Below are 25,827 nucleotides of genomic sequence, written 5' to 3' on the forward strand. Positions count from 1 at the left end.
ATTCTAATAACAAATTTTCATTCACCTATTACACCAAACCCTCTTTAAAAATCCTTCCTGCCAAATCTTTTCCCCATTCATATTCAAAAAAAATACGCATACAAAATAAAACCCATAAAAAACAAAAAAATAAAATCACAAAATATTAAACCTACCGATTAATCCATAAAGATACCGTCTATCCAAACCAATTAACATATTATTGAACAAGCTTAATTTCTGACAAAAAACGTCACACACCCAAACTTGTCTCCCTTCCCTGTCACAAAAAACACAAAACTGACAAAAAACGTCAACCGCCCTATTTTTTAAAATCCTGAAACTTTCAAACAAAACCTCACAAAACTTAAAAAGTGAAAAATAAACCCAATAAAAACAACAAATAAAAAATAAAAAATAAAATTTTCAGCCCATTTTCCACACTTGGCACACCGACTGCTTGAAACAACACGTCCGGTAAGGCCCAAGCCTCAAAGCAGCAAGCCCGACGGAAGCTGTATATTCCTTCTTACTTTATGGTTTACTCATAATACAAAGTGCCAAGCACATTACGGACTTTTTACTTAAACATAATTATTCACACTTTCAAACTGGAGTTTTAATCAATGAAAGCAATCCAAAAAGGTTTCACCCTGATCGAATTGATGATCGTCATCGCCATCTTGGGCATCCTGGCCGTAATCGCTCTGCCTGCATACCAAGACTACACCATCCGCGCTAAAGTATCTGAAGGCTTGAGCTTGGCCGAACCTGCAAAATTGGCTGTAGCAGAAACTGCTACTGCTTTGAATGGTTTGAGCTCAGTTAAAGGTATTAATGGCACTGACAAAGGTAATACAGGTTACCAGTTCCCTGAAAATGGTAGTAACTATGTAGCATCTATTACTATTGCAGATGGTGGTGTAATTACGGTAACAAGTAAAAATACTGGTGCAGATAACACAAAAGATCCAGTATTTACTTTGACCCCTTCTCAAGCAAATGCTGAGGCACCCATTAAATGGGAATGTAAATTTTCTGGTGGCGAACCTAAACACGTTCCTGCTAACTGCCGAACTCCTGCTACTACTAATTAATCCATAATTTTCACATCAGTAGCATTTTTCAGATAAAAGCAAATCCCATAAGGTAATTATGGGATTTGCTTTATAAAAATAAAAAACTTGAAAACGATACGCTCAAATGAATACCCCATTTCAAGCCCAAAAAGGTTTTACCCTGATTGAGCTGATGATAGTTATCGCCATCCTCGGTATTCTGGTTGTTGTCGCCATACCCACTTACCAAAACTATATCGGCAGGGCGCAAGCCTCCGAAGCACTGTACCTTGCCGACGACCTGAAAACCGAAATCAGCATTGCCTCAGCGGTAAATAACCGCCTGCCCAATGCAGAGGATGTCAGTAAACAAGGTGCAATCGGCGTTACCGCTCAACGCATCGGCGGCACATACATCCAAAACGGTGGCGTAACTGTAGAAGCAGACACAGGCAAAATCAGTATTCCTTTCGATAAAGGCCAAAACAAAGGCAAAGTCCTGACCCTGACCCCTTATCGAATTAACAATGACTCGACTTGGTTGCTTAACTGGCAATGCGGCGGAACGCTGGATCCGATGATGATCCCCGCCATGTGCCGAGACAACTCAAACGGATAACAACCAAGCCCATACCCTACAAAAAAATACAAAAATACATTGCGAAGAAAACATCCCAAACAAAGCCAAATACAAACGCGGAAAACGAACAAAAGCAAAAGAAACCAAACTCTCCAAAACAAGGTCATTAAGAGCCTGAATCATCACATTACGAGAATAAATGCCGTCTGAAATCCATTTTCAGACGGCCTCTTTATATTTAATCCTAATCCGACAGGAAAGTTTTAACCTGATTGGTTCAGACGGCCCTCGTCTTTCACCACTACATAAAACAAATTCGCAACACTCCTGATAAGACAATTTGTCGCCCATCTGAACTCAATATATAATTTAACCATACAAGTCTTTATTTTTAAGCATTTTTCATTTTTAAAACATACATTGCCTACATTGGGAGAAACATCATGCCTCATCTGAATTTAGATAAAACGGATTTAAAGATTCTGCAGGTTTTGCAGGAAAACGGGCGGTTGAGCAATGTTGAGCTTTCTGAAAAGGTGGCACTCTCCCCTTCTCCCTGCCTGCGCCGTCTCAAGCAGCTTGAAGATGCGGGCATTATTCAAAAATACGCCGCCCAGCTTTCCCCTGTCTCTTTGGGCTTGGGCTTGCAGGCTTTTATCCGTGTATCGATTAGCAAGGCAAAAGATGCGCGCGAGGATTTTTCCGAATCTGTCCGCGCTTGGCCGGAAGTATTGAGCTGCTTTGCGTTAACGGGTGAAACCGACTATCTGCTCCATGCCTTTTTTACCGATATGAACGCGTTTTCCCATTTTGTTTTGGATACGCTGCTTTCGCACCACGGCGTGCAAGATGCGCAATCGAGTTTCGTGTTGAAAGAAATTAAAAACACGACCGCTCTGCCTTTGGTTCATTTGGTTCAGGATTAATGATTTGAAACTGATGAAGGCCGTCTGTTGTTCAGACGGCCTTTTAAATTTCTATGGTTTGCCTTAAAGACCATACACTTGTATACTTTTTAAGAATAATTCACATAAGCTTTTACTATGACTGACACCGTCCATCTCGATACCCATACTGTTTCAGAACATACCAAACAATGGCTGGAAAAGGCCGTTATCGGCCTAAATCTCTGCCCGTTTGCCAAAGCGCCGCACGTTAAAAACCTGGTTCGCATCGTTGTCAGCGAAGCCCGTCATTTAGACGGTTTCCTTGAAGACTTGGATCGTGAATTGCAGCTTTTGGGCAATACGCCTGCTTCGGAATTGGAAACCACTTTACTGGTTCATCCAACGCTATTCCCTGATTTTGAAACTTTCAACCAAATGTTGGAAATCGCCGATGATGCGGTTGTAGAAAACGAATTGGAAGGCATTGTCCAAATTGCGCCGCTCCATCCTGATTTTCAATTTGAAGGCACAGAAACCGACGACATCAGCAACTACACCAACCGCTCGCCCTACCCGACTTTACACCTGATTCGTGAAGACAGTATTGCCAAAGCGGCTGAAGCATTTCCCGATGCCTCGGCAATTTTTGACCGCAATATTGCGTTGCTGGAAAAAATGGGGCATGAGGGCTGGGATAAATTAGACATTCCGCGTTGTCCATTCCCGCATCACAAGCCGTCTGAAAACAAATAATTGGTGATGGAAGATGGTTCGTCATCTATTGATTTTTTGCGGCGCATTGTCGCTCGTTTTGGGCATTATCGGCATTTTCCTGCCATTTCTGCCGACCACGCCTTTCATTTTATTGACCGCTACTTGCTGGGCACAGGCTTCGCCGCGCTTTCACAATTGGCTCTATCATCACCGCTATTTCGGCCCCATCATACAAAATTGGGAAAACAACGGTGCCGTGCCGCGCAAGGCAAAGTTTTTCGCTATCGGCATGATGACCTTTTCCTGCCTGTTTATGTTTTGGCGGTTTCCGGAACGCTGGTGGATCGGTGTCATATCGTCAATCTGTTGCAGCTGCGTGGCTATGTGGATGTGGCTGCGGCCGGAAGCATAAAATAAAGCAGGTAGGCATTTTCGCTTACCTGTTTTTGTTTTTACACCCGATTTATCCATCAAAACAATCAATAAGGCCTAAAACACCCTATTCAACCCTCATTTTTCAGACGGCCTCCATTTATTCAATCAAATGTAAATTTTAGCTAAAATTAATCTAAATTGTTTTTCTGATAGGATTATTATTAAAAATTCAAACCCCTGTTTCAAAACCACTTTTCTACTACTTTCGACTACTTCCCTCCCTTGTATTTCTTTATTTGTATCAACATTTCTTTTGATTCCAATATTCTAAACCGTCCCTTAACACTTGCTTTGCGTTATACTTTCCCCTGACACAACCGCGCAGTTCGTCTGGATATTTCAGACGGCCTGAATATTTCACCGCCGTACTTTCTCAACGAAGTTCCTAACGGCGCAACAGAATAAAAAGGAAATACTATGCGCTACCTCTCGTTTTTACTGCTGCTTGCCGCCTTCCCGGCAGCGGCATCCGATTTTGACGGCTCGTCCGCCAGCCTGCTTTGGGGTCTGCCGTTTGCCCTGATTCTCTTGTCCATTGCACTCGGACCTCTGTTTTTCTCCCGTATTTGGCACCATCACTTCGGCAAAATTACCGCGTTTTGGACGCTGCTGTTTCTGACGCCGTTTATCGTAACCTTTGGTTTCGGAGCAGGCGTACATACCGTTGCCCATGCGTTGGTTGAAGAATACATTCCGTTTATCCTGCTGCTTTTGGCGCTCTATACCATTTCGGGCGGTATTTTTGTCAGCGGCGACTTGCACGGCTCGCCGAAATTAAACACCACCCTGTTGGCAGTCGGTACGGCTTTGTCATCCGTCATGGGGACGACAGGCGCGGCGATGTTGATGATTCGTCCGCTTTTGAAAGCCAACTATAAACGCCACTACCGCGTTCACATCGTGATTTTCTTCATTTTCTTGGTGGCGAATATCGGCGGCGGTCTGACTCCTTTAGGCGATCCTCCTTTGTTCTTAGGATTCCTGAAAGGCGTAGATTTCATGTGGACGGTCAAACACATGCTGATGCCTGTATTGATCAGTTCTGTGATTTTGCTGGCCGTTTTCTACATCATCGACAGCCGACACTTCAACCGTGAACAAAGCGAACACCTTGCTCCTGCTCCTTCCGATAAAGAAGAAAAAGTCAAAATTTACGGCAAATGGAATTTCCTGTTACTGGCCGGTGTTGTCGGCGCGGTTTTGCTGTCCGGTTTGTGGAAACCAAATCATCCGGGCTTTGAAATCTTGGGCAGCCATTACGCTTTGCAAAACCTGATGCGCGATGGCATTTTGCTGGCTTTGACCGCCGTATCTTGGATTATTACGCCCAAACAGGTCCGCGCAGGCAATGAGTTCAACTTCGAGCCGATTGCCGAAGTGGGCAAACTGTTTTTGGGTATTTTCATTACCATTTCCCCCGTCTTGGCGATTTTGAAAGCCGGTGAAACAGGCGCATTGGCTTCCGTTGTTTCTTTGGTTCACGACGCGGCAGGCAATCCGATTAATGTGATGTATTTCTGGATGAGCGGCATTTTGTCGGCATTCTTGGATAACGCGCCGACTTATTTGGTGTTCTTCAATATGGCCGGTGGCGATGCCCAAGCCTTGATGACAGGCCACCTGTTCCATTCACTGTTGGCAGTATCCATGGGTTCCGTATTTATGGGCGCGCTCACTTATATCGGTAATGCGCCGAACTTCATGGTAAAAGCCATTGCCGAACAACGCGGCGTGCCGATGCCTTCCTTCTTCGGCTACATGGCATGGTCGGTAATTGTATTGGTACCGCTGTTTGCCCTGCATACGATGATTTTCTTCGTTTGGCAGCTCTTTTAAACTTAAGGCCGTCTGAAATTCAGACGGCCTTTTATTTTCTAACAAGCCAGCAAACATAATTATTAAATATCAATCAGTTAAAATTTTTTCGCTTTAACATTCCATTACATATCCCTACTTTTTTCCCACTTTTCCCGTAAAAATAAGCGTAAAACTGACATAAAACGGCCCATACCTGATAGAATCTAAAGCTTTGCTGTTTGCGTTTATTCGTTGTTTTTATAGCAAACCTCTGCTTTTTTCAGACGGCCCGTCCTTTGTTTCAAAGCATTACATGCCGTCTGAAAAAACAATCCGACATCCGAATCTCAACCCACCAAAAAGTAACGCATCCTTATGATTAAGATAAAAAAAGGCTTAGACCTGCCTATCGCAGGCAGACCGGAGCAAGTCATTTATGACGGCCCGGCCATTACCGAAGTCGCGTTGCTTGGCGAAGAATATGTCGGCATGCGCCCCTCGATGAAAATCAAGGAAGGCGAAGCCGTCAAAAAAGGCCAAGTGCTGTTTGAAGACAAAAAGAATCCGGGCGTAGTATTTACTGCTCCGGCTTCAGGCAAAATCGCCGCGATTCACCGTGGTGAAAAGCGCGTACTTCAGTCAGTCGTGATTGCCGTTGAAGGCAACGACGAAATCGAGTTCGAACGCTACGCACCTGAAGCGCTGGCAAAATTGAGCAGCGAAGAAGTGCGCCGCAACCTGATCCAATCCGGTTTGTGGACTGCGCTGCGCACCCGTCCGTTCAGCAAAATCCCTGCCGTCGATGCCGAGCCGTTCGCCATCTTCGTCAATGCGATGGACACCAATCCGCTGGCTGCCGATCCTACGGTCATCATCAAAGAAGCCGCCGAAGACTTCAAACGCGGCCTGTTGGTATTGAGCCGCCTGACCGAACGTAAAATCCATGTGTGTAAAGCAGCAGGCGCAGACGTGCCGTCTGAAAACGCTGCCAATATCGAAACACATGAATTTGGCGGCCCGCATCCTGCCGGTTTGAGTGGCACGCACATTCATTTTATCGAGCCAGTCGGTGCGAACAAAACTGTTTGGACCATTAATTATCAAGACGTGATTGCCATTGGCCGTTTGTTTGCAACAGGCCGTCTGAACACCGAGCGTGTGATTGCCTTGGGTGGTTCTCAAGTCAACAAACCGCGCCTCTTGCGTACCGTTTTGGGTGCGAAAGTATCGCAAATTACTGCGGGCGAATTAGTTGACGCAGACAACCGCGTGATTTCCGGCTCAGTATTGAACGGTGCGATTGCACAAGGCGCGCACGATTACCTCGGCCGCTACCACAATCAGATTTCCGTTATCGAAGAAGGCCGCAGCAAAGAGCTGTTCGGCTGGGTTGCGCCGCAGCCGGACAAATACTCCATCACGCGCACAACCCTCGGCCATTTCCTGAAAAACAAACTCTTCAAGTTCAATACAGCCGTCAACGGCGGCGACCGCGCCATGGTACCGATCGGCACTTACGAGCGCGTAATGCCCTTGGATATCCTGCCTACCCTGCTTTTGCGCGATTTAATCGTCGGCGATACCGACAGCGCTCAAGCACTGGGCTGCTTGGAATTGGACGAAGAAGACCTCGCTTTGTGCAGCTTCGTCTGCCCGGGCAAATACGAATACGGCCCGCTGTTGCGCAAGGTGCTGGAAACCATTGAGAAGGAAGGCTGATTATGGGCTTGAAACATTTTCTTGAAAAAATCGAACCGCACTTCCTGCCGGGCGGCAAACATGAAAAATGGTATGCCCTCTACGAAGCTGCGGCGACGATTTTCTATACATCCGGCGCGGTAACGCGCAAAGCGGCCCACGTCCGCGATGCGCTCGACTCCAAGCGCATGATGATTTTGGTGTGGCTGGCTCTGTTCCCTGCCATGTTCTACGGTATGTACAACGTCGGCGTACAAGCATTCGGCGCGTTAACGCCTGATTTGCTGCAACAAAACATCGCCAACGACTGGCATTACGCCCTTGCCAACGCTTTGGGCATCAATATGTCGTCTGAAGCGGGCATGTTGGGCAAAATGCTGTTCGGCGCGATTTACTTCCTGCCGATTTACGCAACCGTATTTATCGTCGGCGGTTTCTGGGAAGTCTTGTTCGCCACCGTGCGCAAACACGAAATCAACGAAGGTTTCTTCGTGACTTCGATTCTGTTTGCCTTAATCGTTCCACCTACGCTGCCGCTGTGGCAGGCTGCCTTGGGTATTACCTTCGGCGTGGTGGTTGCGAAAGAGGTATTCGGCGGTACGGGTAAAAACTTTATGAACCCTGCGCTGGCAGGCCGTGCCTTCTTGTTCTTCGCCTATCCTGCCAATATTACCGGCGACACCGTTTGGACTGCGGTTGACGGCTATTCCGGTGCCACTGCTTTGGCGCAATGGGCGGCACACGGTGCAGACGGCCTGAAAAACGCTGTAACCGGTCAAAACATCTCTTGGATGGATGCGTTTATCGGTAACGTGCCCGGCTCAATCGGCGAAGTATCCACTTTGGCGCTCTTAATCGGCGGCGCGTTTATCGTGTTTGCCCGCATTGCCTCTTGGCGCATTATTGCCGGTGTGATGATCGGTATGATTGCCATGTCTTCTCTGTTTAACTTCATCGGTTCAGACACCAACGCCATGTTCTCCATGCCTTGGTACTGGCACTTGGTAGTCGGCGGCTTCGCCATCGGTATGCTGTTTATGGCGACCGACCCGGTTTCCGCTTCCTTTACCAATGTCGGCAAATGGTGGTACGGCGCGCTTATCGGTGTGATGTGCGTGTTGATCCGCGTGGTCAACCCTGCTTACCCCGAAGGCATGATGTTGGCGATTCTGTTTGCCAACCTGTTTGCCCCGATTTTCGACTATTTCGTTGCACAAGCGAACATCAAACGCAGAAAGGCGCGCAGCAATGGCTAAGAAATTCGATAAAGACAGCTTCAGCGGCACGCTGATTGTGGTATTGGTTGTCAGCCTGATTTGTTCCATCATCGTTGCTGGTGCGGTCGTCGGCTTAAAACCCATCCAAGAGAAACAAAAGCTCCAAGACAAACAAGGCTATATCTTGAGCGTAGCCGGTTTGATGGATAAAAACACTGACATCAGCAAAACCTTTGCCGAGCGTATCGAGCAACGTGTCGTGGATTTGGCAACCGGCGAATACGTCGCCGATGCGCCTAAAGACTTCAGCGCACGCGTTGCCGGCAAAGACCCTGCCCAAAGCATCCAAATCAAACCTGAAGACGATTTGGCAGGCATCAAAAGCCGTGCCAAATACACTGAGGTTTACTTGGTAAAAGGCGAAGACGGCAAAGTCAGCCAAATCATCCTGCCTATGCACGGCAACGGTTTGTGGTCTGTCATGTACGGTTTTGTCGCCATTCAACCTGACGGCAACACCATCAACGGCATTACCTACTACGACCAAGGTGAAACCCCGGGTTTGGGCGGCGAAATCGGCAACCCTCTGTGGCAAAAAAAATTCGTCGGCAAAAAACTGTTTGACGAACAAGGCAAATTTGCCCTGCATGTCGGCAAAGGAGCAAGCTCAGACAAAGAACACGGCGTAGATGCCCTCTCCGGCGCATCGCTGACGTCTAAAGGTGTGCAAGGTTCGTTCGACTACTGGTTCGGCGAAAACGGCTATATCCCCTACCTGAACAAATTGAAATCAGCAGGAGCACAATAATGGCTGACATGAAACGCTTGAAACATTTGATGTTTTCACCCTTTATCGACAACAACCCGATTGCTTTGCAGGTTTTGGGTATTTGTTCGGCTTTGGCGGTTACCACCAAACTTCAGACGGCCATCGTGATGGGTATTTCCGTGAGTTTGGTAACCGGTTTTTCCAGCTTTTTCATCTCATTGGTACGCAACTACATCCCTAATAGCATCCGTATTATTGTGCAAATGGCGATTGTTGCTTCCTTGGTAACGCTGGTTGACCAACTGCTCCAAGCCTTTGCTTATGAGCTGTCCAAGCAGCTGTCCGTATTCGTCGGCCTGATTATTACCAACTGTATCGTAATGGGCCGCGCCGAAGCATTCGCCATGAAAGAGCCTCCTTTGGAAAGCTTGGTTGACGGTATCGGCAACGGCGCAGGTTACGGCATGATGCTGATCATCATCGCCACCATCCGCGAACTGATCGGCTCAGGCAAGCTTTTTGGCTACACCATTTTCCAAACCGTACAAGATGGCGGCTGGTATCAAACCAACGGCTTGTTCCTGCTCGCCCCTAGCGCGTTCTTCATCATCGGCTTCTTGGTATGGGGTCTGCGCACTTGGAAACCTGAACAGGCGGAGAAATAACACATGGAACATTACTTAAGCCTCTTTGTAAAATCCGTCTTTCTGGAAAACATGGCACTGTCCTTCTTCTTGGGGATGTGTACATTTTTGGCGGTATCTAAAAAAGTATCCACTGCATTCGGTTTGGGCGTGGCTGTAACTTTCGTACTCGGCCTGTCCGTCCCAGCCAACCAACTGGTTTACTCGCTGTTGAAAGACGGCGCGCTGGTTGAAGGTGTGGACCTGACCTTCCTGAAATTCATCACCTTCATCGGTGTGATTGCCGCTTTGGTGCAGATTTTGGAAATGTTCTTGGATAAATTCGTCCCTGCCCTCTATAACGCATTGGGTATCTACCTGCCTCTGATTACCGTAAACTGCGCGATTTTCGGTGCCGTATCGTTTATGGCGCAACGCGAATACAACTTCGGTGAGTCCGTTGTATACGGTTTCGGTGCAGGTTTGGGCTGGCTTTTGGCTATTGTCGCTTTGGCGGGCATTACTGAAAAAATGAAATATTCGGATGTCCCTAAAGGCCTCAAAGGCTTGGGTATTACCTTTATTGCCGCTGGCCTGATGGCAATGGCGTTTATGTCGTTCTCCGGCATCCAGTTATAAGAAAGGAATCGGCATGGAGATTATTTTAGGTATCGTGATGTTTACCCTCATCGTCTTGGTTTTGGCACTGATGATTCTGTTTGCCAAATCTAAGTTGGTGAGCGAAGGCGACATCACCATCAAAGTCAATAACGAAAAAGAGCTGACGATGCCTGCCGGCGGCAAACTGCTGGGTGCGCTTGCCAGCCAAGGCATCTTCGTTCCTTCCGCCTGCGGTGGCGGCGGCTCATGCGGCCAGTGCCGCGTTGTCGTGAAAAGTGGCGGCGGCGACATTCTGCCAACCGAATTGTCCCACATCAGCAAACGCGAAGCGCGCGAAGGCTGCCGTCTGTCTTGTCAGGTCAACGTTAAAACCGACATGGACATCGAAGTACCGGAAGAAGTGTTCGGCGTGAAAAAATGGGAATGCACTGTCATCTCCAATGACAACAAAGCAACGTTCATTAAAGAACTCAAGCTTGCCATTCCCGAAGGCGAAGAAGTTCCTTTCCGCGCCGGCGGCTACATTCAAATTGAAGCCCCTCCTCACACTGTTGCCTACAAAGACTTCGATATTCCTAAGGAATACCACGAAGACTGGGACAAATACAATCTGTGGCAATACGTTTCCAAAGTGGACGAGCCGATTTTGCGCGCTTACTCTATGGCTTCATATCCAGAAGAAAAAGGCATCATTATGCTGAACGTGCGTATCGCTACGCCTCCTCCACGCGTACCTGATGCGCCTCCGGGACAAATGTCTTCTTACATCTGGTCGCTTAAACCCGGTGATAAAGTAACGATTTCCGGTCCGTTCGGCGAATTCTTTGCCAAAGATACCGATGCCGAAATGGTATTTATCGGCGGCGGTGCAGGTATGGCGCCGATGCGCTCCCACATTTTCGACCAGTTGAAACGTTTGAACTCCAAACGCAAAATCACCTTCTGGTACGGAGCACGCTCCAAACGCGAGATGTTCTATGTCGAAGACTTCGACCAACTCGCGGCAGAATTCCCGAACTTCACATGGCACGTCGCCCTGTCCGACCCATTGCCTGAAGACAACTGGGACGGTTACACAGGCTTCATTCACAACGTGGTTTACGAAAACCACCTGAAAAACCATGAAGCACCGGAAGACTGCGAATTCTACATGTGCGGTCCTCCGATCATGAACCAGTCCGTGATCAAAATGCTCAAAGACTTGGGCGTGGAAGACGAAAACATCCTTTTGGACGATTTCGGCGGCTAACAGACAAAAAGGAAGAAACTTCGGCTTCTTCCTTTTTTATTGCCAGGTCGTCTGAAAACCATACTTTCAGACGGCCTGAACCTTTCTTTTACGATACAATAAAGGCTTCAAAAAATAATCCGCAAATCCCTTATGCCGTTTCTTTCAAATTCATTTTACCGTCCGATAATCGGTTGTACCGTTGCCATCGTTTCCGCACTCACGCTCTCTGCCTGCCAACCTGAAAAACAACAAACCATTACCCTGCAAGGCGAGACCATGGGCACGACCTATACTGTCAAATATCTTTCAGACGGCCAAGACAAACTCCCCTCCCCTGCCGAAATACAAAAACGCATTGATGACGCGCTTAAAGAAGTCAACCGGCAAATGTCTACCTACCAGACCGATTCCGAAATCAGCGAATTCAACCAGCTGCGTACCGTCAATCAGGCCATGCCCATTTCCCAAGACTTTGCCTATGTAACCGGCGAAGCTTTGCGTTTAAACAAACTGACGCACGGCGCACTGGACGTAACCGTCGGCCCTTTGGTCAACCTTTGGGGATTCGGCCCGCAAAAAGAAATCACGCACGAACCGACTGCACAAGAAATCCAACATGCTTCAGAAATGGTCGGTACGGACAAACTCAAACTTTCCCAAGACGGACAGCATCCCACACTTGCCAAAACCCATCCCGAAGTCTATTTAGACCTATCCTCCATCGCCAAAGGATTCGGCGTGGATAAAACCGCCGCCGAACTTGAAAAACTCAATATCGGCAATTATTTGGTTGAAATCGGCGGCGAGTTGCATGGCAAAGGCCACAATGCGCAAGGCAACCCTTGGCGTATCGGCATCGAGCAACCCAATATCGTTCAAGGCGGCGCCACTCAAATCACCATTCCATTGGACAATAAATCACTGGCCACGTCCGGCGACTACCGCATTTTCCATGTCGATAAGTCAGGCCGTCGCCTTTCCCATATCATCAACCCCAAAACCAAACAACCCATCAGCCACAACCTCGCCTCCATCAGCGTAGTAGCAGAAAACGCCACACTTGCAGACGGCCTTTCCACCGGATTGTTCGTTCTCGGAGAAACCGAAGCGCTTAAACTTGCCGAGCAAGAAAATCTCGCCGTTTTCCTTATCATCCGAAACCCGCAAGGCGGCTACCATACTAAAATGTCCAGCGCATTCAAGAAATTATTAAACTAACCTTCAGGAATACACACATGAAAACCCTCCTTCTGACTTTCGGCATCTTTATCATTGTCATCCTCGGCATGGCAGTCGGCTATATCTTCTCCAAACGCACCATCAAAGGCAGCTGCGGCGGCATTTCCTCTCTCGGCATGAAGAAAATGTGCGATTGCGACACGCCATGCGATACCTTGCAAAAAGAGCTGGATAAAAAACAACATTCCGACAATCAAGGCATCAAGGTCGATCATTAAGCTTTGTTGAATGTTTATTCATAACTCAAGGCTGTTTATCCCCCATCAGGCCGTCTGAAAAACAAAAGAGCGTGATCCCAATGGATATACGCTCTTTTGTTTTGCCTCTTCCAAAGCAATCCAAAAATATCTTGCCCACCCGTTTAAATCCAGACCACTCCAAACCAATCATGAAACAAAAAGAAAAAAGAAAAGCTCCTGCAAAACAGGAGCTTTTTCTTGGAAGAAACCGGATTATTTCAATTTAGTTTCTTTGTAAATAACGTGTTTACGAGCTACTGGGTCAAATTTTTTGATTTCCAGTTTGCCAGGCATAGTACGTTTGTTTTTAGTAGTTGTGTAGAAGTGACCAGTACCAGCGCTGGACTCCAGTTTGATTTTATCGCGCATTGCAGTAATCCTTAATTAATGGTGTTTAAATTAAGCTTCGCCGCGAGCACGCAAATCAGCCAATACGACATCAATGCCTACTTTATCGATGGTGCGCAATGCAGCGTTAGAAACGCGCAGGCGAACCCAGCGGTTTTCACTTTCTACCCAGAAACGACGTGATTGCAAGTTAGGCAAAAAACGACGTTTGGTTTTGTTGTTGGCGTGTGATACGTTATTGCCAGACATCGGGCGCTTACCGGTCACTTTGCAAACTCGTGCCATGGTTAGTCTCCAAACTTCTAAAATAGTAAAACGCGATTTATACCACGAAATCCGCCTTCAGTTCAAGTCGTTTACTGAAAAAACGGGATTTGTGGAAATAAACCTTCTCAATATGTTGCATCTGCGAAACGGTATCTCGCAAAGCCTTAACTTTTCAATTATAACGGATTTCTTCAAAAAAATCATCTGTCGTTTGTTTGGTCGGCGAAATAAACAGGCCGTCTGAACATTTCAGACGGCCTGTTTATCATCATGCTTTTTTCTTCAACGCCGCATTCAAAATGCAGCCGAGTATAAAGCAGGCTAAAGAGGGAACAACCCACCCTAAACCGATATTGTAAAACGGCAATGCGCGCTCTATGGCGGCGGCGGTGTCGGCATCCAATCCAAACGCAGCTTTATAGGCATCGAGCAAACCGACCATAAGGGCCGCCATCATGGTGCAGAAATAGACAATACGGCCACCGCCGAACAGTTTATCCGTCAAAGCCAGCAGAATGATGACGATGGTCAGCGGATACAACAGCATCAACATTGGAATAGAAAAATGTAAAATCGCTGACAGGCCTTTATTGGCCAACAGGATAGACACCACCGTATTCAGTATTACAAAGACTTTATAAGAAATACCCGGGCAAAGACGGTTGAAATATTCGGCGCATGAAGTAATCAAACCCACCGCCGTACTCAGACAGGCAAGCAGCACCATGACGCCAAGCAACACAATACCGGCCGTACCGAAATAGTGCTGTGCGGTTTTAGACAAAACCGACGCGCCGTTTTCCTGCAAGCCGATACCGGCCACACCTGTCGCACCCATATAGCCGATAAACAGGTAAACCACTGCCAGGCAGGAAGCCGCCAACACACCGGAAATCGTCGTGGTCTTCAGCAAATCAGCGCGGTTGTCCACACCCATGGCGCGAACGGCATCAATGACGATAATGGCAAACACCAGCGAAGCCAGCGCGTCCATGGTGCCGTAGCCTTCCAAAATGCCTTTAACCAACGGATGAGTGGCAAAATCGCCTTGCGCCGCCTGCGGCACGCCCATCGGGTTAATAGCGGCATAGCCGACCAATATCGCAATTGACAGCAACAAAACAGGCGTGAGGACTTTACCAATGCGGTCAACCAGCTTACCCGGAGAAATCGACAGCCAATAAGTCATGCCGAAAAACACCAGGCTGAATACGGCCAATGCGATGCTTTTCCAAGATTCATCAATGAAAGGGGAAATCGCAGTTTCAAAAGACACTGTCGCCGTACGCGGCATGGCAAACAGAGGGCCGATTGCCAGATAAAGCGCAGTGGCAAAAGTCACGCCGTACCAAGGCGCAACACGGGAAGCCAGCGCTTCCACATCGCGCGAGCCGGAATAGCCGACGGCAATCACGCCCAACAATGGCAAACCCGCCCCGGTCAGCAGAAAGCCGGACATCGCCGAAAGCCAGTTTTCGCCGGCCTGCTGCCCCAAATAAGCCGGGTAAATTAAGTTACCCGCGCCGAAAAACAGCGCAAACAGCATCAAGCCCACCGCCCATAAAGAGGCCTTGCTGCGACTTGTCGTCGAATTCATCTTAAATTCTCTTTTTCCAAATACCTGTTATCGGTTTCATCGGCTTCAAGGCCGTCTGAAAGCATTTCGGCTTCGTTTGTTTCCAAACCGTCTTTCAGGCTGATTTCGATTTCGCCATAATTTTCCGGCTGTACGATACGCACCAAGCCTTCTTTGGCCAGTTCCAGCAATGCAATAAAATTGACCACCACATATGTCGCGCCCTGCTCCGGCTTAAACAAATCGCTGAATTTGCTGATGCCGCTTTCGTTCAAACGGCGCAAAATCGCCGTCATCTGCGCGCGCACGGAAATGGTTTCCCGCACCACTTCATGACTGCGCGTATGCTTGGCACGCGACAAAATACCCAACCAAGCCTGCGTCAAATCGGCAACGTACACTTCCGGCAACTTCGCTTCGACCGCAATTTCCAGCGGCAAATACGCCCAAGCGAAATCACGTCCGGCACGCGGCAATGCGTCCAAGCCCTGAGCCGCCAGTTTCATCTGTTCGTAAGCCAACAGACGGCGCACCAGCTCGGCACGCGGATCCGCCTCTTCATCCTCAACTTCTTCAGGACGCGGCAACAGCAGGCGTGATTTGATTTCAATCAGCATCGCCGCCATCAGCAGGTATTCCGCCGCCAAATCAAACTGATATGCCTCCATTTGGGCAATATAGTGCAGATATTGCTCGGTAATCTTCACCATCGGAATATCGAGGACATCGATATTTTGCTTGCGGATAAGGTACAGCAGCAAATCCAACGGCCCTTGGAAGCTGCTCAATACCACCTTCAACGCATCAGGCGGAATAAACAAATCCTGCGGCACATCGGTGACAGGCTGACCGAACACCCACGCAACGGTATGTTCAGACGGCGTTGCGGCAGTGGAAGAAATAAGGTGTTCTGAAGGCATGGTTAAAGGGTCTTTTTCTTTTTAAGTTTAGTAAGAAGTTTCATCAACAAAAGGCCGTCTGAAACGAGAACGATCCGTTTTTAATATAAAAATCAGCGGTTTTTACGATTGATTTGCAAAGAAACAATGGCGACGGCAAAGGTCTGCGCCAAGGCCATGCCCAACAGCGGCAGACTGGCGAAAACTGTACCCGTCAGTACCGAGCCGATATCTCGGGACAACACAAAACCATCCCTCGCCAGCATCGCCACCATCAAAGCCGACAACAGCAAACTTTCGCAGCCGACCAAAAGCCAAATCATTTTAACCGAACGGCGTTTGCGCCATTTCATGATACCGGCGTGCACAAGACTGAAGATCACGATGGACAGAAACGGATAAAGAAAAGTGGTGAATGGGCGGTTATAACCGCTTTGCACACACAAATAATCGCCCGGCAGCGTATTGCATTCCATTACATCGAGAAACATCGGATCGACAGCATACATCAATACGCCGAACCATACCGCATAAATCAGACTGGCAATAAAGTAGGCTTTAAAAAATCGGTTCTTACCCATTTCCTACCCCTCACTTCCGCCCCGCGATATGCTCCACCGCAGCCTGCGCACAATACAGCCCAAACGAAGCCGTCACCAGCATACTCGCACCATAGCCCGCGCAGGACAAACCTTGCGGCGCGGCATCGGTCGAACACGCTTCGCCGGATTGCGGCGGCGTAATATTCTCGGTTGAATAAACGCAAGGCACGCGCATTTTTTCTTTGGTATCGCGGCTGAAGCCGTAGCGTTTGCGCAAGGTGTAGCGCAAGTTGGAAAGCAGCGGATCGTGGGTAACGCGGCTCAAATCGGCGGTTTGAATCAACGCCGGATTCTTCTGTCCGCCCGCGCCGCCGCTGATAATAAACGGTTGTTTATGTTGCACGAAATACGCCGCCATCGCCGCTTTTACACGGATTTGGTCGATGGCGTCGATGACAAAGTCAAAAGGCCGTCTGAAAAGCTCGTCCAGATTGTCTTCGGTCACAAAATCTTCAATTTCCGTCACTTCGCATTGCGGATTGATTTGGGCAATGCGTTCGCGTAAAGCGGTAACTTTTGCCTTACCGAAATCATCGGTCAAGGCGTGCAATTGGCGGTTGACATTGGATTCGGCAACATTGTCCAAATCAATCAGCGTTAAACGACCGATGCCGCTCCTCGCCAACGCCTCTACCGCCCACGAGCCGACGCCGCCGACGCCGACCACGCACACATGCGCGCGCGAAAAGCGCGCCAGCGCTTCGTCTCCGTAAAGTCTGGCAATGCCGCCAAAGCGGCGCGAAGAAAGAAAAGCGGCGTCCTGCATAAGTAACCTTGTGATATATCAATAAATTAATGAAAAACGCGACAGGCGATTCGGACAGACATTATACTTGAAAGCAGATGGGCTGTTGTACCTGCCCGAAAGAGTTTATAATCGTTTCACATTCAGACAAGTTCTGATTTCATATTAAACGAAAGTGCCGCTACTCGGCGCAAAAGGAGAATGAATATGTACAAACATCTGGTTGTAGCCGTTGACGGTAGCGAGACCTCCCTCAATGCATTGAAACACGCCGCCGAACTGGCAAGCCTCAACAAAGCCCAACTGACTTTGGTTCACGTTGCCAACCCTGCCGAATACATGGCTTTGGCGCCTGAATTCCTGCAACACGAAAGCTACGAAGCCGCCGCCGTTGCCCAAGGCAACGAAGTTTTGGATTTCGCAGAAAAAACAGCGCGTGAAAACGGCGTTGAAAACATCGTAAAACACCTGTTGGTCGCCAACAAAGGCGCGCGCGAAATGGCGCAAGACTTGGTTGACTACGCCGACGAAAACGGCGCCGACCTGCTGGTACTCGGCACACACGGCCGCACCGGCCTGATGCACCTGCTGATGGGCAGCTTCGCCGAAACCGTAATGCGCCAAAGCCACCTGCCTCTGCTGATTATCCGCAGCAAAGCCGAAGAAGCATAATCAAGCATTGATTTAAAATAGCGAAAGGCCGTCTGAATATTTTTCAGACGGCCTTTTTTCACATGACAGCTTCAGCTTTTATTTCGCCATTTCTTTGAACACTTCGTGTGCCGCAGCAATGGTTTCGTCAATCAGCTCGGGCGTATGCGCGGCGGAAACAAAGCCGGCTTCATAAGCGGACGGGCCGAAGGCGACATTGCGGTCGAGCATACCGTGGAAGAAATGTTTGAAACCTTCAATATTGGAACGCGCCATATCGGCGTAGTTTTGCGGTGCATGGTTGGCAAAATACAAGCCGAACATGCCGCCCACGCTGTCGGCCGTAAATTCAACACCATGTGCTTTAGCCGCGTCGGCCATACCGTTGGCAAGGCGTTGGGTCAGGGCAGTCAGGTTTTCATAGAAGCCTTCGCGCTGAATGATTTCCAACGTTTTCAAACCGGCGGCAACCGCAATCGGATTGCCGGACAAGGTGCCTGCCTGATACACGCCGCCCAACGGGGAAATACATTCCATAATGTCTTTATGGCCGCCGAACGCCGCCAAAGGCATGCCGCCGCCGATTACTTTGCCCATGGTGGTCAAATCGGGTTTGATGCCGTGCAAAGATTGCGCACCGCCCAGCGCCACGCGGAAGCCGGTCATCACTTCGTCGTAAATCAACACGGCACCGTGTTTTTCAGTCAATTCGCGCAAGGCTTTAACAAAGGCTTCAGACGGCCTAACCAGATTCATATTGCCGACAAAAGGCTCCAAAATCACACAGGCGATGTCATTGCCGCTTTGGGCAAAGGCTTCTTCCAGTTGGGCGATATTGTTGTACTCGAGTACCAAAGTGTGTTTGGTAAAGTCGGCAGGCACACCGGCGGAAGAAGGATTGCCAAACGTCAGCAGACCGCTGCCTGCCTTCACCAACAGGCTGTCGGAATGGCCGTGGTAGCAGCCTTCAAACTTGATGATTTTGTCGCGGCCGGTAAAACCGCGTGCCAGACGGATGGCGGTCATCGTTGCTTCCGTGCCGGAGCTGACAAGGCGCAGCTGCTCGACCGACGGCATGATTTTGGCGATTTCTTCGGCAATGACAATTTCGCCTTCAGTCGGCGCACCAAACGACAAACCGCCCAATGCCGCTTCGCGCACAGCTTCAATGACTTCGGGATGGGCATGGCCGACAATCGCAGGGCCCCAAGAGCCGACATAGTCGGTATAACGCGTGCCGTTTTCGTCCCAAACATACGCGCCTTCTGCCTTTTTGATAAAGCGCGGTACGCCGCCGACGCTGCCGAATGCGCGCACTGGAGAGTTCACGCCGCCGGGAATAATGGCTTTGGCGCGGTTGAACAAGCTTTCATTACGGTTCATGGTCAATTCTTTCGTAAGAGGTCGTCTGAAAATCAAATCGGTGCCATTTTAACACCAAATCCTTTTCAGACGGCCCAAGCTTCAAAATAAGAATCGGGCGCAAAATCAAAATTATTCTTTAAAAACAAACACTCTATCCACATTTTTCCTGCTTGTGCTATAATCCGCGACCTATTGAAACAATAAAAGAAAAGCATCATGTTACGCGGATTCATACTCAGCCTCGCCCTTTTGGCGTCCTCCTTCGTCCATGCACAACGCAGCCTGCCCGACGATATGGACGTGGCCGTTTTAAAAACTGTCGATCTGCCTTATCTGAAAGTCAGCAAAGGCGGTTTTTCTTGGACGCGCCTGCTGACCTTGGGCATTGTGGACGGCAATGCGGCCAAACTGCAAATCACGCGCTTTACCAAAATCCACGATGAAAACGATCGTTTCATTCCTATGGGCCGCCTGCTGAATCAAACCGGCAAAGCCGTCGCGTTCAAATACAACGAAGAAAGCCGCCTCGTCCGCGAAATCTGGATTCTGACCGACGCCGAGGCCGACAGGTTTGCCGCACACGCCAAAGCGCAAAAACAGGCGGAAGAATAACTTTCAGACGGCCCGGGTATTCACAGGCCGTCTGAACCCTTTTACAACAAGCAAGTCAATCAAAACAAACCATGAAAAAAGTATTTATCCGCACCTTCGGGTGCCAAATGAACGAGTACGACAGCGAAAAAATGCTGTCCGTCCTCGCCGAAGAACACGGCGGCATCGAACAGGTTACCCAACCTGACGACGCCGACATCATCTTGTTCAACACCTGCTCCGTGCGTGAAAAAGCGCAAGAAAAAGTCTTCTCCGACTTAGGCCGCGTACGTCCGCTCAAAGAAAAAAATCCCGACCTCATCATCGGCGTTGCCGGCTGCGTTGCCTCGCAAGAAGGCGAAAACATCGTCAAACGCGCTCCGTATGTGGACGTGGTTTTCGGCCCGCAAACGCTGCACCGCCTGCCCAAACTCATCGTCGATAAAGAAACCACCGGCCTGTCTCAAATCGACATTTCCTTCCCCGAAATCGAGAAATTCGACCACCTGCCGCCTGCGCGCGTAGAAGGTGGTTCGGCATTCATTTCCATTATGGAAGGCTGTTCCAAATACTGCTCTTACTGCGTCGTCCCTTACACCCGCGGCGAAGAATTCTCCCGCCCGCTCAACGACGTATTGACTGAAATTGCCGGTTTGGCACAACAAGGTGTTAAAGAAATCAACCTCTTAGGCCAAAACGTTAATGCCTATCGCGGCGAAATGGAAAACGGTGAAATCTGCGACTTTGCCACCTTGTTGCGCATCGTCCACGAAATCCCGGGCATCGAACGCCTGCGCTTTACCACCAGCCATCCGCGCGAATTTACCGACGCGATTATCGAGTGCTACCGCGACCTGCCCAAGCTGGTTTCCCACCTGCACCTGCCGATTCAAAGCGGTTCCGACCGCGTATTGAGCGCGATGAAACGTGGCTACACCGCCTTGGAATACAAATCCATTATCCGCAAGCTGCGCGCCATCCGTCCTGATTTGTGCCTCAGCTCCGACTTTATCGTCGGCTTCCCGGGCGAGACCGAGCGCGAGTTCGAGCAAACCTTGAAACTGGTCAAAGACATCGCCTTCGACTTGAGCTTCGTCTTTATTTACAGTCCGCGTCCGGGCACGCCTGCCGCCAACCTGCACGACGACACGCCGCATGAAGAAAAAGTGCGCCGCCTCGAAGCTTTGAACGAAGTCATCGAAGCCGAAACCGCGCGCATCAACCAAACCATGGTCGGCACGGTTCAACGTTGCTTGGTCGAAGGTATCTCCAAAAAAGACCCCGACCAACTGCAAGCCCGTACCGCCAACAACCGCGTAGTCAACTTTACCGGCACACCCGACATGATCAACCAAATGATCGATTTGGAAATCACCGAAGCCTACACCTTCTCCCTGAAAGGCAAACCGGTATAAGCACACACAAACAAAGGCCGTCTGAAACTGTTCAGACGGCCTTTATCTTGGTTCGGCACAGCATTATCTGATTCATGTATTTTTATTACCCGAACAAAAGGCTTTTCAGTATAATACCGCCCGAAAATTCCCTTATCTGTTGAGAAGTTAAGGCCAAAAACCAAACTTTTTGCAGACCAATCCGACGATGCCGTCCCGCAGGCGGCTTTCCCAAAAGGAATATTTTTAAATGAGTTCTTCAAATCAAAGCGTTTTGGAACGATTGTTCAACCTGAGTGCCAATCAGACCAACGTCCGCACTGAAATCATGGCCGGTTTGACCACCTTCCTCGCCATGTGCTACATCATCATCGTCAACCCCCTGATTTTGGGCGAAACCGGCATGGATATGGGCGCAGTATTTGTGGCCACCTGTATCGCCTCCGCCATCGGCTGTTTCGTGATGGGCTTTGTCGGCAACTACCCGATCGCCCTCGCGCCGGGCATGGGCTTGAACGCCTACTTTACCTTTGCCGTCGTCAAAGGCATGGGCGTGGACTGGCGTGTGGCTTTGGGTGCCGTTTTCATTTCCGGCATCATTTTCATCCTGTTCAGTTTCTTTAAAGTGCGTGAAATGCTGGTCAACGCCCTGCCTATGGGCTTGAAAATGTCGATTGCCGCAGGTATCGGCCTCTTCTTGGCATTGATTGCACTCAAAGGCGCGGGCGTGATTGTGGCCAATCCTGCCACATTGGTCGGCTTGGGCGACATCCACCAGCCTACCGCCCTGCTGGCGATGGCAGGCTTTGTCATGGTGGTTGCACTCGGCCACTTCCGCGTCAAAGGCTCCATCATTATTACCATTCTGACGCTGACCGCCGTCTCCACCGTCTTGGGCTTGAGCGAGTTCAAAGGCGTGGTCGGCGAAGTTCCGAGCATTGCACCGACTTTCATGCAGATGGACTTCAAAGGCTTGTTCACCGTCAGCATGGTCAGCGTGATTTTTGTATTCTTCCTGGTTGACCTGTTTGACTCTACCGGCACCTTGGTCGGCGTTTCCCACCGCGCAGGCCTGTTGCAAGACGGCAAACTGCCGCGTTTGAAACGCGCCCTGCTTGCCGACTCAACCGCCATCGTCGCCGGTGCCGCCTTGGGTACGTCTTCTACCACTCCTTACGTTGAAAGCGCGGCAGGTGTTTCTGCCGGCGGCCGTACTGGTCTGACTGCCGTTACCGTCGGCATCCTGATGCTGGCCTGCCTGATTTTCTCGCCGCTGGTTCAAAGCATTCCTGCATTCGCTACCGCTCCCGCCCTGCTCTATGTTGGCGCGCAAATGTTGCGCAGCGCGCGCGAAATCGATTGGGACGACATGACCGAAGCCGCACCGGCATTCCTGACCATCGTCTTCATGCCGTTTACCTACTCGATTGCCGACGGTATTGCGTTTGGCTTTATCAGCTACGCACTCATCAAGCTCTTGTGCAACCGCACTCAAGACGTACCGCCTATGGTATGGATTGTCGCCGTATTGTGGGCACTGAAATTCTGGTTCTTGGGTTAAATCACTCAAAAGAACAGGCCGTCTGAAAAGTTTTCAGACGGCCTGTTTTATTTTACCCAGCGTTTAAAGCTGTCGATAAAAAATTATTTTTTCACTTTTTTAGCGGCTGGTTTAGCGGCAGCTTTCGCGCCTTTGTCCAATACGCAGAAACGGGTAGCGATTTGGTCAACCACTTCTTGTTTGCCGTTTACTTCGGTAGTACCGCGGATAGTCAGCATGTTGCCGTCCACTTTGTCCACGTTGGCTGCAGTGGCTGCTTCAGCAATCCAAGCAACGTTGCCGCCCCAGAATGCGTTTACATCTTTGCTGCTGTCGGTGATACGGAACAGGTTTTCAGTTACTTGACCTTTGTATTTTACTTGAGCGGCAACAACTTCGTTGCCTTTGAAGCCGTACATGACGCTCAGAGGCTCTTTGCCGTCTTTACCGCATTTGTAGTGAACTTCTTTAGTACCGTCGATAGAGTCCACTTTCAAAGTATTAGGTACTGGAGCTTGAGCTTGTTGAGCCTGAGCTTGAGTTTGTTGTTGCGCAGTAGGCGCAGCTTTGGCTTCAGGTTTGGCTTTAGAACCGCTGCTGCATGCAGTCAGGGCAACAGCCGCCAAAACGGCAGGAACGATTAATTTAACATTCATATTCATAATTGACTCCCAAATGGTTTCAATAAAAAACCGGCAAACGCCGGCTGACATTTACACATTAACAGAGATATTCCGTCTTGTCTTTACCTCAGACGGCATTTTTTAAGAAAAGTTCAAATAAATATTTTTATTTTCTAAAATCAAGAAATTATAAATATGAAATCATGTAAATTCAGGTTTGGAAATTTTTAAGATGAATACTATTGTCAATAAATCGGGTTTTGACAAGGGTAAAATAAGATTGAAAAACACATAGAACGACAAAAAGTCTGGGCAATTGATTTGACACACTTCTGTCTCTTGAGTTGCCGTGAGTTTCAGACGGCCTTAGAACACAAACAAGAAATGCAATAAAAAAACGCAATCTAAAACAGATTGCGTTTTTTTGAAAACTGGCACGCCCACGGGGAATCGAACCCCGGTTACCGCCGTGAAAGGGCGATGTCCTAACCGCTAGACGATGGGCGCAGATAAATCTTGTGGCGCACCCGGAGCGATTCGAACGCCCGACCCTCTGGTTCGTAGCCAGATACTCTATCCAACTGAGCTACGGGTGCATCCTCATCACTTCGCTAGTGCGTTGTGAATCAAGAAGACCGAATGATATAGGCTTTCCTAAAACCTGTCTACCCTTTTCACGGATATTTTTTATATTTTTATTTAACTATTTGAAATTAAATAATATAAAATTAACGTAAAATCCCTACTCCTGACAAATCCTGCGCCATTTTGGCGGCGGAATTATCGGTCATGCCGCCGACAAAATCCAAAATCTTCATATAGGCCTGATACAGACTGTCTTCAGGAAGAATCGGATTGTGCTTTTTCAATAATTCCAATGCCAGAGACTGACGCGTTGCCAACTGTTTTTCAGCAATCAGGGCATAAGCGGCAGGGACAAGCAAATCCAAGATGGAGCCTAAGCATGGGAACGTGGCGATTTCGGTCAAGAGTTTGGTGTAATGGCGGAAAATCCGTGTTTGCGCCAATTCTTTTGCTTTTGCCAAAGTGTTTTGCACTTGCGGGCTGCACAGAGCCAGCAAATCTTTGCCTTTGAATGTTCCGTCCAACAAGTCGGACTGATGCAGCATAAAGGTTTGTGCGACATCATCAATCGCCTTGCCGATCGCAATGCCGCGCAACATGGCGCAACGCTGACGGCTGGAGCTGGCGTGCCACGCGCTTTCGGCAAAGGTCAGCTCGGACAAAATACTTTCTACTTCCGTATCCGTGAGCAAATCCAATTCGACGGCATCTTCCAAGTCCAGCAAGGCATAGCAGATATCGTCGGCGGCCTCCATCAAATAAGACAAAGGATGGCGCGCCCAGCTGTCTGCTCCTGCGGAAACCAGCCCCAATTCGTCGGCAACTTGACGGATAAACGGCAACTCGGTTTGATAAATATTGAATTTTTTTCTGCCGTTCGGATGTTGCGTTGTCCACGGATACTTCAACAATGCGCCGATGGCTGCCGCAGTCAGACGCATTCCACCAGCCTCGGGATACATTTCAAGGCTGGCGACGATACGCAGGCTATGCGCATTGCCTTCATAGGTTTGAATATCGTTGCGTTCCGCTTCGTTCAATGTGTTCAGATAAATTTGATGTTCTGGCCGTCTAAACCAATCGCGCAAAGCATCTTCGCCGGTATGGCCAAACGGCGGATTGCCCAAATCATGCGCCAAACAGGCAACCTGCACCACGGCACCAATATTGCTGGGCGTATTGCCCTGCGGCAGAAAACCGCCGTTGTGCAACATCACGCCCACGCGGTTGCCCAAGCTCCTGCCCACGCTGGCAACTTCAACGCTGTGCGTCAGGCGGTTGTGCGTCAAATCGTGTTGCGCCAGCGGATGCACTTGCGTTTTTCGGCCAAGGCGGCGGAAGGCTCCGGAAAAAACAACCCGGTCGTAATCGATGTGAAAATCCGTACGCAAAGCATCGGCACCTTCCTGAGTCGAAGGGGTAACGGTCGGCACGATTTCGCCGTTTTTGGGACGGAAGCGTTGGGTGGACAATAAGTTTTGCCAATTCATTCGGGTATTCATAAGCGTTTCCTAAAATGAAGCAAAGGCCGTCTGAAACATATTCAGACGGCCT

The 25,827-nt window shown here is 49.1% G+C and carries 27 protein-coding genes and 2 tRNA genes; 18 read left to right on the top strand and 11 right to left on the bottom strand.

Annotated features, from left to right (window positions below):
• Window positions 1-605 precede the first annotated feature (605 nt).
• The 14 genes from HMPREF2711_RS06080 to nqrM all read left to right on the top strand — a co-directional run bounded on the left by HMPREF2711_RS06080 (window position 606) and on the right by nqrM (window position 13,066).
• Window positions 606-1,076, top strand: a complete 471-nt coding sequence (locus HMPREF2711_RS06080) for a pilin (RefSeq protein WP_070615817.1) — start codon at window positions 606-608, stop codon at window positions 1,074-1,076.
• Window positions 1,077-1,182: 106 nt separating this feature from the next.
• The gene (locus HMPREF2711_RS06085; RefSeq protein WP_036493020.1) at window positions 1,183-1,656 is read left to right on the top strand and encodes a pilin; all 474 of its coding nucleotides are present in this window, start codon (window positions 1,183-1,185) and stop codon (window positions 1,654-1,656) included.
• 404 nt (window positions 1,657-2,060) lie between these two features.
• A complete protein-coding gene (locus tag HMPREF2711_RS06090) occupies window positions 2,061-2,543 on the top strand; it encodes an Lrp/AsnC family transcriptional regulator (protein ID WP_003684427.1) in 483 nt (160 codons plus the stop codon).
• A 117-nt stretch (window positions 2,544-2,660) separates the two neighbouring features.
• Window positions 2,661-3,257, top strand: coding sequence for a DUF1415 domain-containing protein (locus HMPREF2711_RS06095; protein ID WP_070615819.1), 597 nt, complete (start codon window positions 2,661-2,663; stop codon window positions 3,255-3,257).
• 13 nt (window positions 3,258-3,270) lie between these two features.
• On the top strand, window positions 3,271-3,630 hold the full coding sequence (locus HMPREF2711_RS06100; RefSeq protein ID WP_070615822.1) for a YbaN family protein: 360 nt from the start codon (window positions 3,271-3,273) through the stop codon (window positions 3,628-3,630).
• A 440-nt stretch (window positions 3,631-4,070) separates the two neighbouring features.
• Window positions 4,071-5,489, top strand: a complete 1,419-nt coding sequence (locus tag HMPREF2711_RS06105; protein ID WP_070615824.1) for a sodium:proton antiporter — start codon at window positions 4,071-4,073, stop codon at window positions 5,487-5,489.
• A 336-nt stretch (window positions 5,490-5,825) separates the two neighbouring features.
• Window positions 5,826-7,169 (top strand): Na(+)-translocating NADH-quinone reductase subunit A, encoded by a 1,344-nt coding sequence (locus HMPREF2711_RS06110; RefSeq protein WP_070615826.1) that lies wholly within the window; start codon window positions 5,826-5,828, stop codon window positions 7,167-7,169.
• Window positions 7,170-7,171: 2 nt separating this feature from the next.
• Window positions 7,172-8,404 (top strand): NADH:ubiquinone reductase (Na(+)-transporting) subunit B, encoded by a 1,233-nt coding sequence (locus tag HMPREF2711_RS06115; protein WP_070615828.1) that lies wholly within the window; start codon window positions 7,172-7,174, stop codon window positions 8,402-8,404.
• Window positions 8,397-9,173 (top strand): Na(+)-translocating NADH-quinone reductase subunit C, encoded by a 777-nt coding sequence (locus HMPREF2711_RS06120; protein WP_070615830.1) that lies wholly within the window; start codon window positions 8,397-8,399, stop codon window positions 9,171-9,173. The genes HMPREF2711_RS06115 and HMPREF2711_RS06120 overlap by 8 nt, the downstream gene beginning before the upstream one ends.
• Entirely contained in the window at window positions 9,173-9,799 is a 627-nt protein-coding gene (locus HMPREF2711_RS06125; RefSeq protein WP_049352534.1) for an NADH:ubiquinone reductase (Na(+)-transporting) subunit D, read from the top strand. Before HMPREF2711_RS06120 ends, HMPREF2711_RS06125 begins: the two co-directional genes overlap by 1 nt.
• Window positions 9,800-9,802: 3 nt before the next feature.
• Window positions 9,803-10,396 carry an NADH:ubiquinone reductase (Na(+)-transporting) subunit E gene (gene nqrE / locus HMPREF2711_RS06130; RefSeq protein ID WP_003684365.1) on the top strand — a complete coding sequence of 198 codons (594 nt, stop codon included), beginning with the start codon at window positions 9,803-9,805 and terminating at the stop codon, window positions 10,394-10,396.
• Window positions 10,397-10,409: 13 nt separating this feature from the next.
• A complete protein-coding gene (nqrF, locus tag HMPREF2711_RS06135; RefSeq protein ID WP_004519569.1) occupies window positions 10,410-11,627 on the top strand; it encodes an NADH:ubiquinone reductase (Na(+)-transporting) subunit F in 1,218 nt (405 codons plus the stop codon).
• 132 nt (window positions 11,628-11,759) lie between these two features.
• Window positions 11,760-12,827, top strand: a complete 1,068-nt coding sequence (locus HMPREF2711_RS06140; RefSeq protein WP_083301555.1) for an FAD:protein FMN transferase — start codon at window positions 11,760-11,762, stop codon at window positions 12,825-12,827.
• Between the two features lie 17 nt (window positions 12,828-12,844).
• Window positions 12,845-13,066 (top strand): (Na+)-NQR maturation NqrM, encoded by a 222-nt coding sequence (gene nqrM / locus HMPREF2711_RS06145; protein ID WP_003680888.1) that lies wholly within the window; start codon window positions 12,845-12,847, stop codon window positions 13,064-13,066.
• 234 nt (window positions 13,067-13,300) lie between these two features.
• Here nqrM and rpmG read toward each other — a convergent pair whose 3' ends face one another.
• The 6 genes from rpmG to HMPREF2711_RS06180 all read right to left on the bottom strand — a co-directional run bounded on the left by rpmG (window position 13,301) and on the right by HMPREF2711_RS06180 (window position 17,545).
• Window positions 13,301-13,456, bottom strand: coding sequence for a 50S ribosomal protein L33 (gene rpmG / locus HMPREF2711_RS06150; protein WP_003684373.1), 156 nt, complete (start codon window positions 13,454-13,456; stop codon window positions 13,301-13,303).
• Window positions 13,457-13,486: 30 nt separating this feature from the next.
• Entirely contained in the window at window positions 13,487-13,720 is a 234-nt protein-coding gene (rpmB, locus tag HMPREF2711_RS06155) for a 50S ribosomal protein L28 (RefSeq protein WP_002216391.1), read from the bottom strand.
• Between the two features lie 250 nt (window positions 13,721-13,970).
• A complete protein-coding gene (brnQ, locus tag HMPREF2711_RS06165) occupies window positions 13,971-15,299 on the bottom strand; it encodes a branched-chain amino acid transport system II carrier protein (RefSeq protein ID WP_070615834.1) in 1,329 nt (442 codons plus the stop codon).
• Entirely contained in the window at window positions 15,296-16,198 is a 903-nt protein-coding gene (locus HMPREF2711_RS06170) for a segregation and condensation protein A (RefSeq protein WP_070615836.1), read from the bottom strand. Before HMPREF2711_RS06170 ends, brnQ begins: the two co-directional genes overlap by 4 nt.
• 92 nt (window positions 16,199-16,290) lie before the next feature.
• A complete protein-coding gene (locus HMPREF2711_RS06175; RefSeq protein ID WP_070615838.1) occupies window positions 16,291-16,758 on the bottom strand; it encodes a hypothetical protein in 468 nt (155 codons plus the stop codon).
• A 10-nt stretch (window positions 16,759-16,768) separates the two neighbouring features.
• Window positions 16,769-17,545 (bottom strand): tRNA threonylcarbamoyladenosine dehydratase, encoded by a 777-nt coding sequence (locus HMPREF2711_RS06180; protein ID WP_003748819.1) that lies wholly within the window; start codon window positions 17,543-17,545, stop codon window positions 16,769-16,771.
• Between the two features lie 186 nt (window positions 17,546-17,731).
• Between HMPREF2711_RS06180 and HMPREF2711_RS06185 the strand changes: the two genes are divergently transcribed.
• Window positions 17,732-18,196 (top strand): universal stress protein, encoded by a 465-nt coding sequence (locus HMPREF2711_RS06185; RefSeq protein WP_003748822.1) that lies wholly within the window; start codon window positions 17,732-17,734, stop codon window positions 18,194-18,196.
• Between the two features lie 78 nt (window positions 18,197-18,274).
• Here HMPREF2711_RS06185 and hemL read toward each other — a convergent pair whose 3' ends face one another.
• Window positions 18,275-19,558 (bottom strand): glutamate-1-semialdehyde 2,1-aminomutase, encoded by a 1,284-nt coding sequence (gene hemL / locus HMPREF2711_RS06190; protein ID WP_003748823.1) that lies wholly within the window; start codon window positions 19,556-19,558, stop codon window positions 18,275-18,277.
• Window positions 19,559-19,756: 198 nt separating this feature from the next.
• Here hemL and HMPREF2711_RS06195 point away from each other — a divergent pair, with 198 nt between their 5' ends.
• The 3 genes from HMPREF2711_RS06195 to HMPREF2711_RS06205 all read left to right on the top strand — a co-directional run bounded on the left by HMPREF2711_RS06195 (window position 19,757) and on the right by HMPREF2711_RS06205 (window position 23,086).
• Window positions 19,757-20,152 carry a hypothetical protein gene (locus HMPREF2711_RS06195; protein ID WP_003748826.1) on the top strand — a complete coding sequence of 132 codons (396 nt, stop codon included), beginning with the start codon at window positions 19,757-19,759 and terminating at the stop codon, window positions 20,150-20,152.
• A 71-nt stretch (window positions 20,153-20,223) separates the two neighbouring features.
• Window positions 20,224-21,546, top strand: coding sequence for a tRNA (N6-isopentenyl adenosine(37)-C2)-methylthiotransferase MiaB (gene miaB / locus HMPREF2711_RS06200; RefSeq protein WP_036492978.1), 1,323 nt, complete (start codon window positions 20,224-20,226; stop codon window positions 21,544-21,546).
• Window positions 21,547-21,775: 229 nt separating this feature from the next.
• Entirely contained in the window at window positions 21,776-23,086 is a 1,311-nt protein-coding gene (locus HMPREF2711_RS06205; protein WP_003748830.1) for an NCS2 family permease, read from the top strand.
• An 83-nt stretch (window positions 23,087-23,169) separates the two neighbouring features.
• Here HMPREF2711_RS06205 and HMPREF2711_RS06210 read toward each other — a convergent pair whose 3' ends face one another.
• The 4 genes from HMPREF2711_RS06210 to HMPREF2711_RS06225 all read right to left on the bottom strand — a co-directional run bounded on the left by HMPREF2711_RS06210 (window position 23,170) and on the right by HMPREF2711_RS06225 (window position 25,775).
• Window positions 23,170-23,727: a hypothetical protein gene (locus tag HMPREF2711_RS06210; protein WP_003748832.1), complete on the bottom strand. Its 558-nt coding sequence runs from the start codon at window positions 23,725-23,727 to the stop codon at window positions 23,170-23,172.
• A gap of 393 nt (window positions 23,728-24,120) precedes the next feature.
• Window positions 24,121-24,195: transfer RNA gene (locus HMPREF2711_RS06215), tRNA-Glu, on the bottom strand.
• Between the two features lie 12 nt (window positions 24,196-24,207).
• Window positions 24,208-24,284: transfer RNA gene (locus HMPREF2711_RS06220), tRNA-Arg, on the bottom strand.
• A 132-nt stretch (window positions 24,285-24,416) separates the two neighbouring features.
• A complete protein-coding gene (locus tag HMPREF2711_RS06225; protein WP_070615840.1) occupies window positions 24,417-25,775 on the bottom strand; it encodes a deoxyguanosinetriphosphate triphosphohydrolase in 1,359 nt (452 codons plus the stop codon).
• Between the last annotated feature and the right edge of the window lie 52 nt (window positions 25,776-25,827).

Source organism: Neisseria sp. HMSC070A01 (assembly GCF_001810165.1).
Classification (GTDB): domain Bacteria; phylum Pseudomonadota; class Gammaproteobacteria; order Burkholderiales; family Neisseriaceae; genus Neisseria.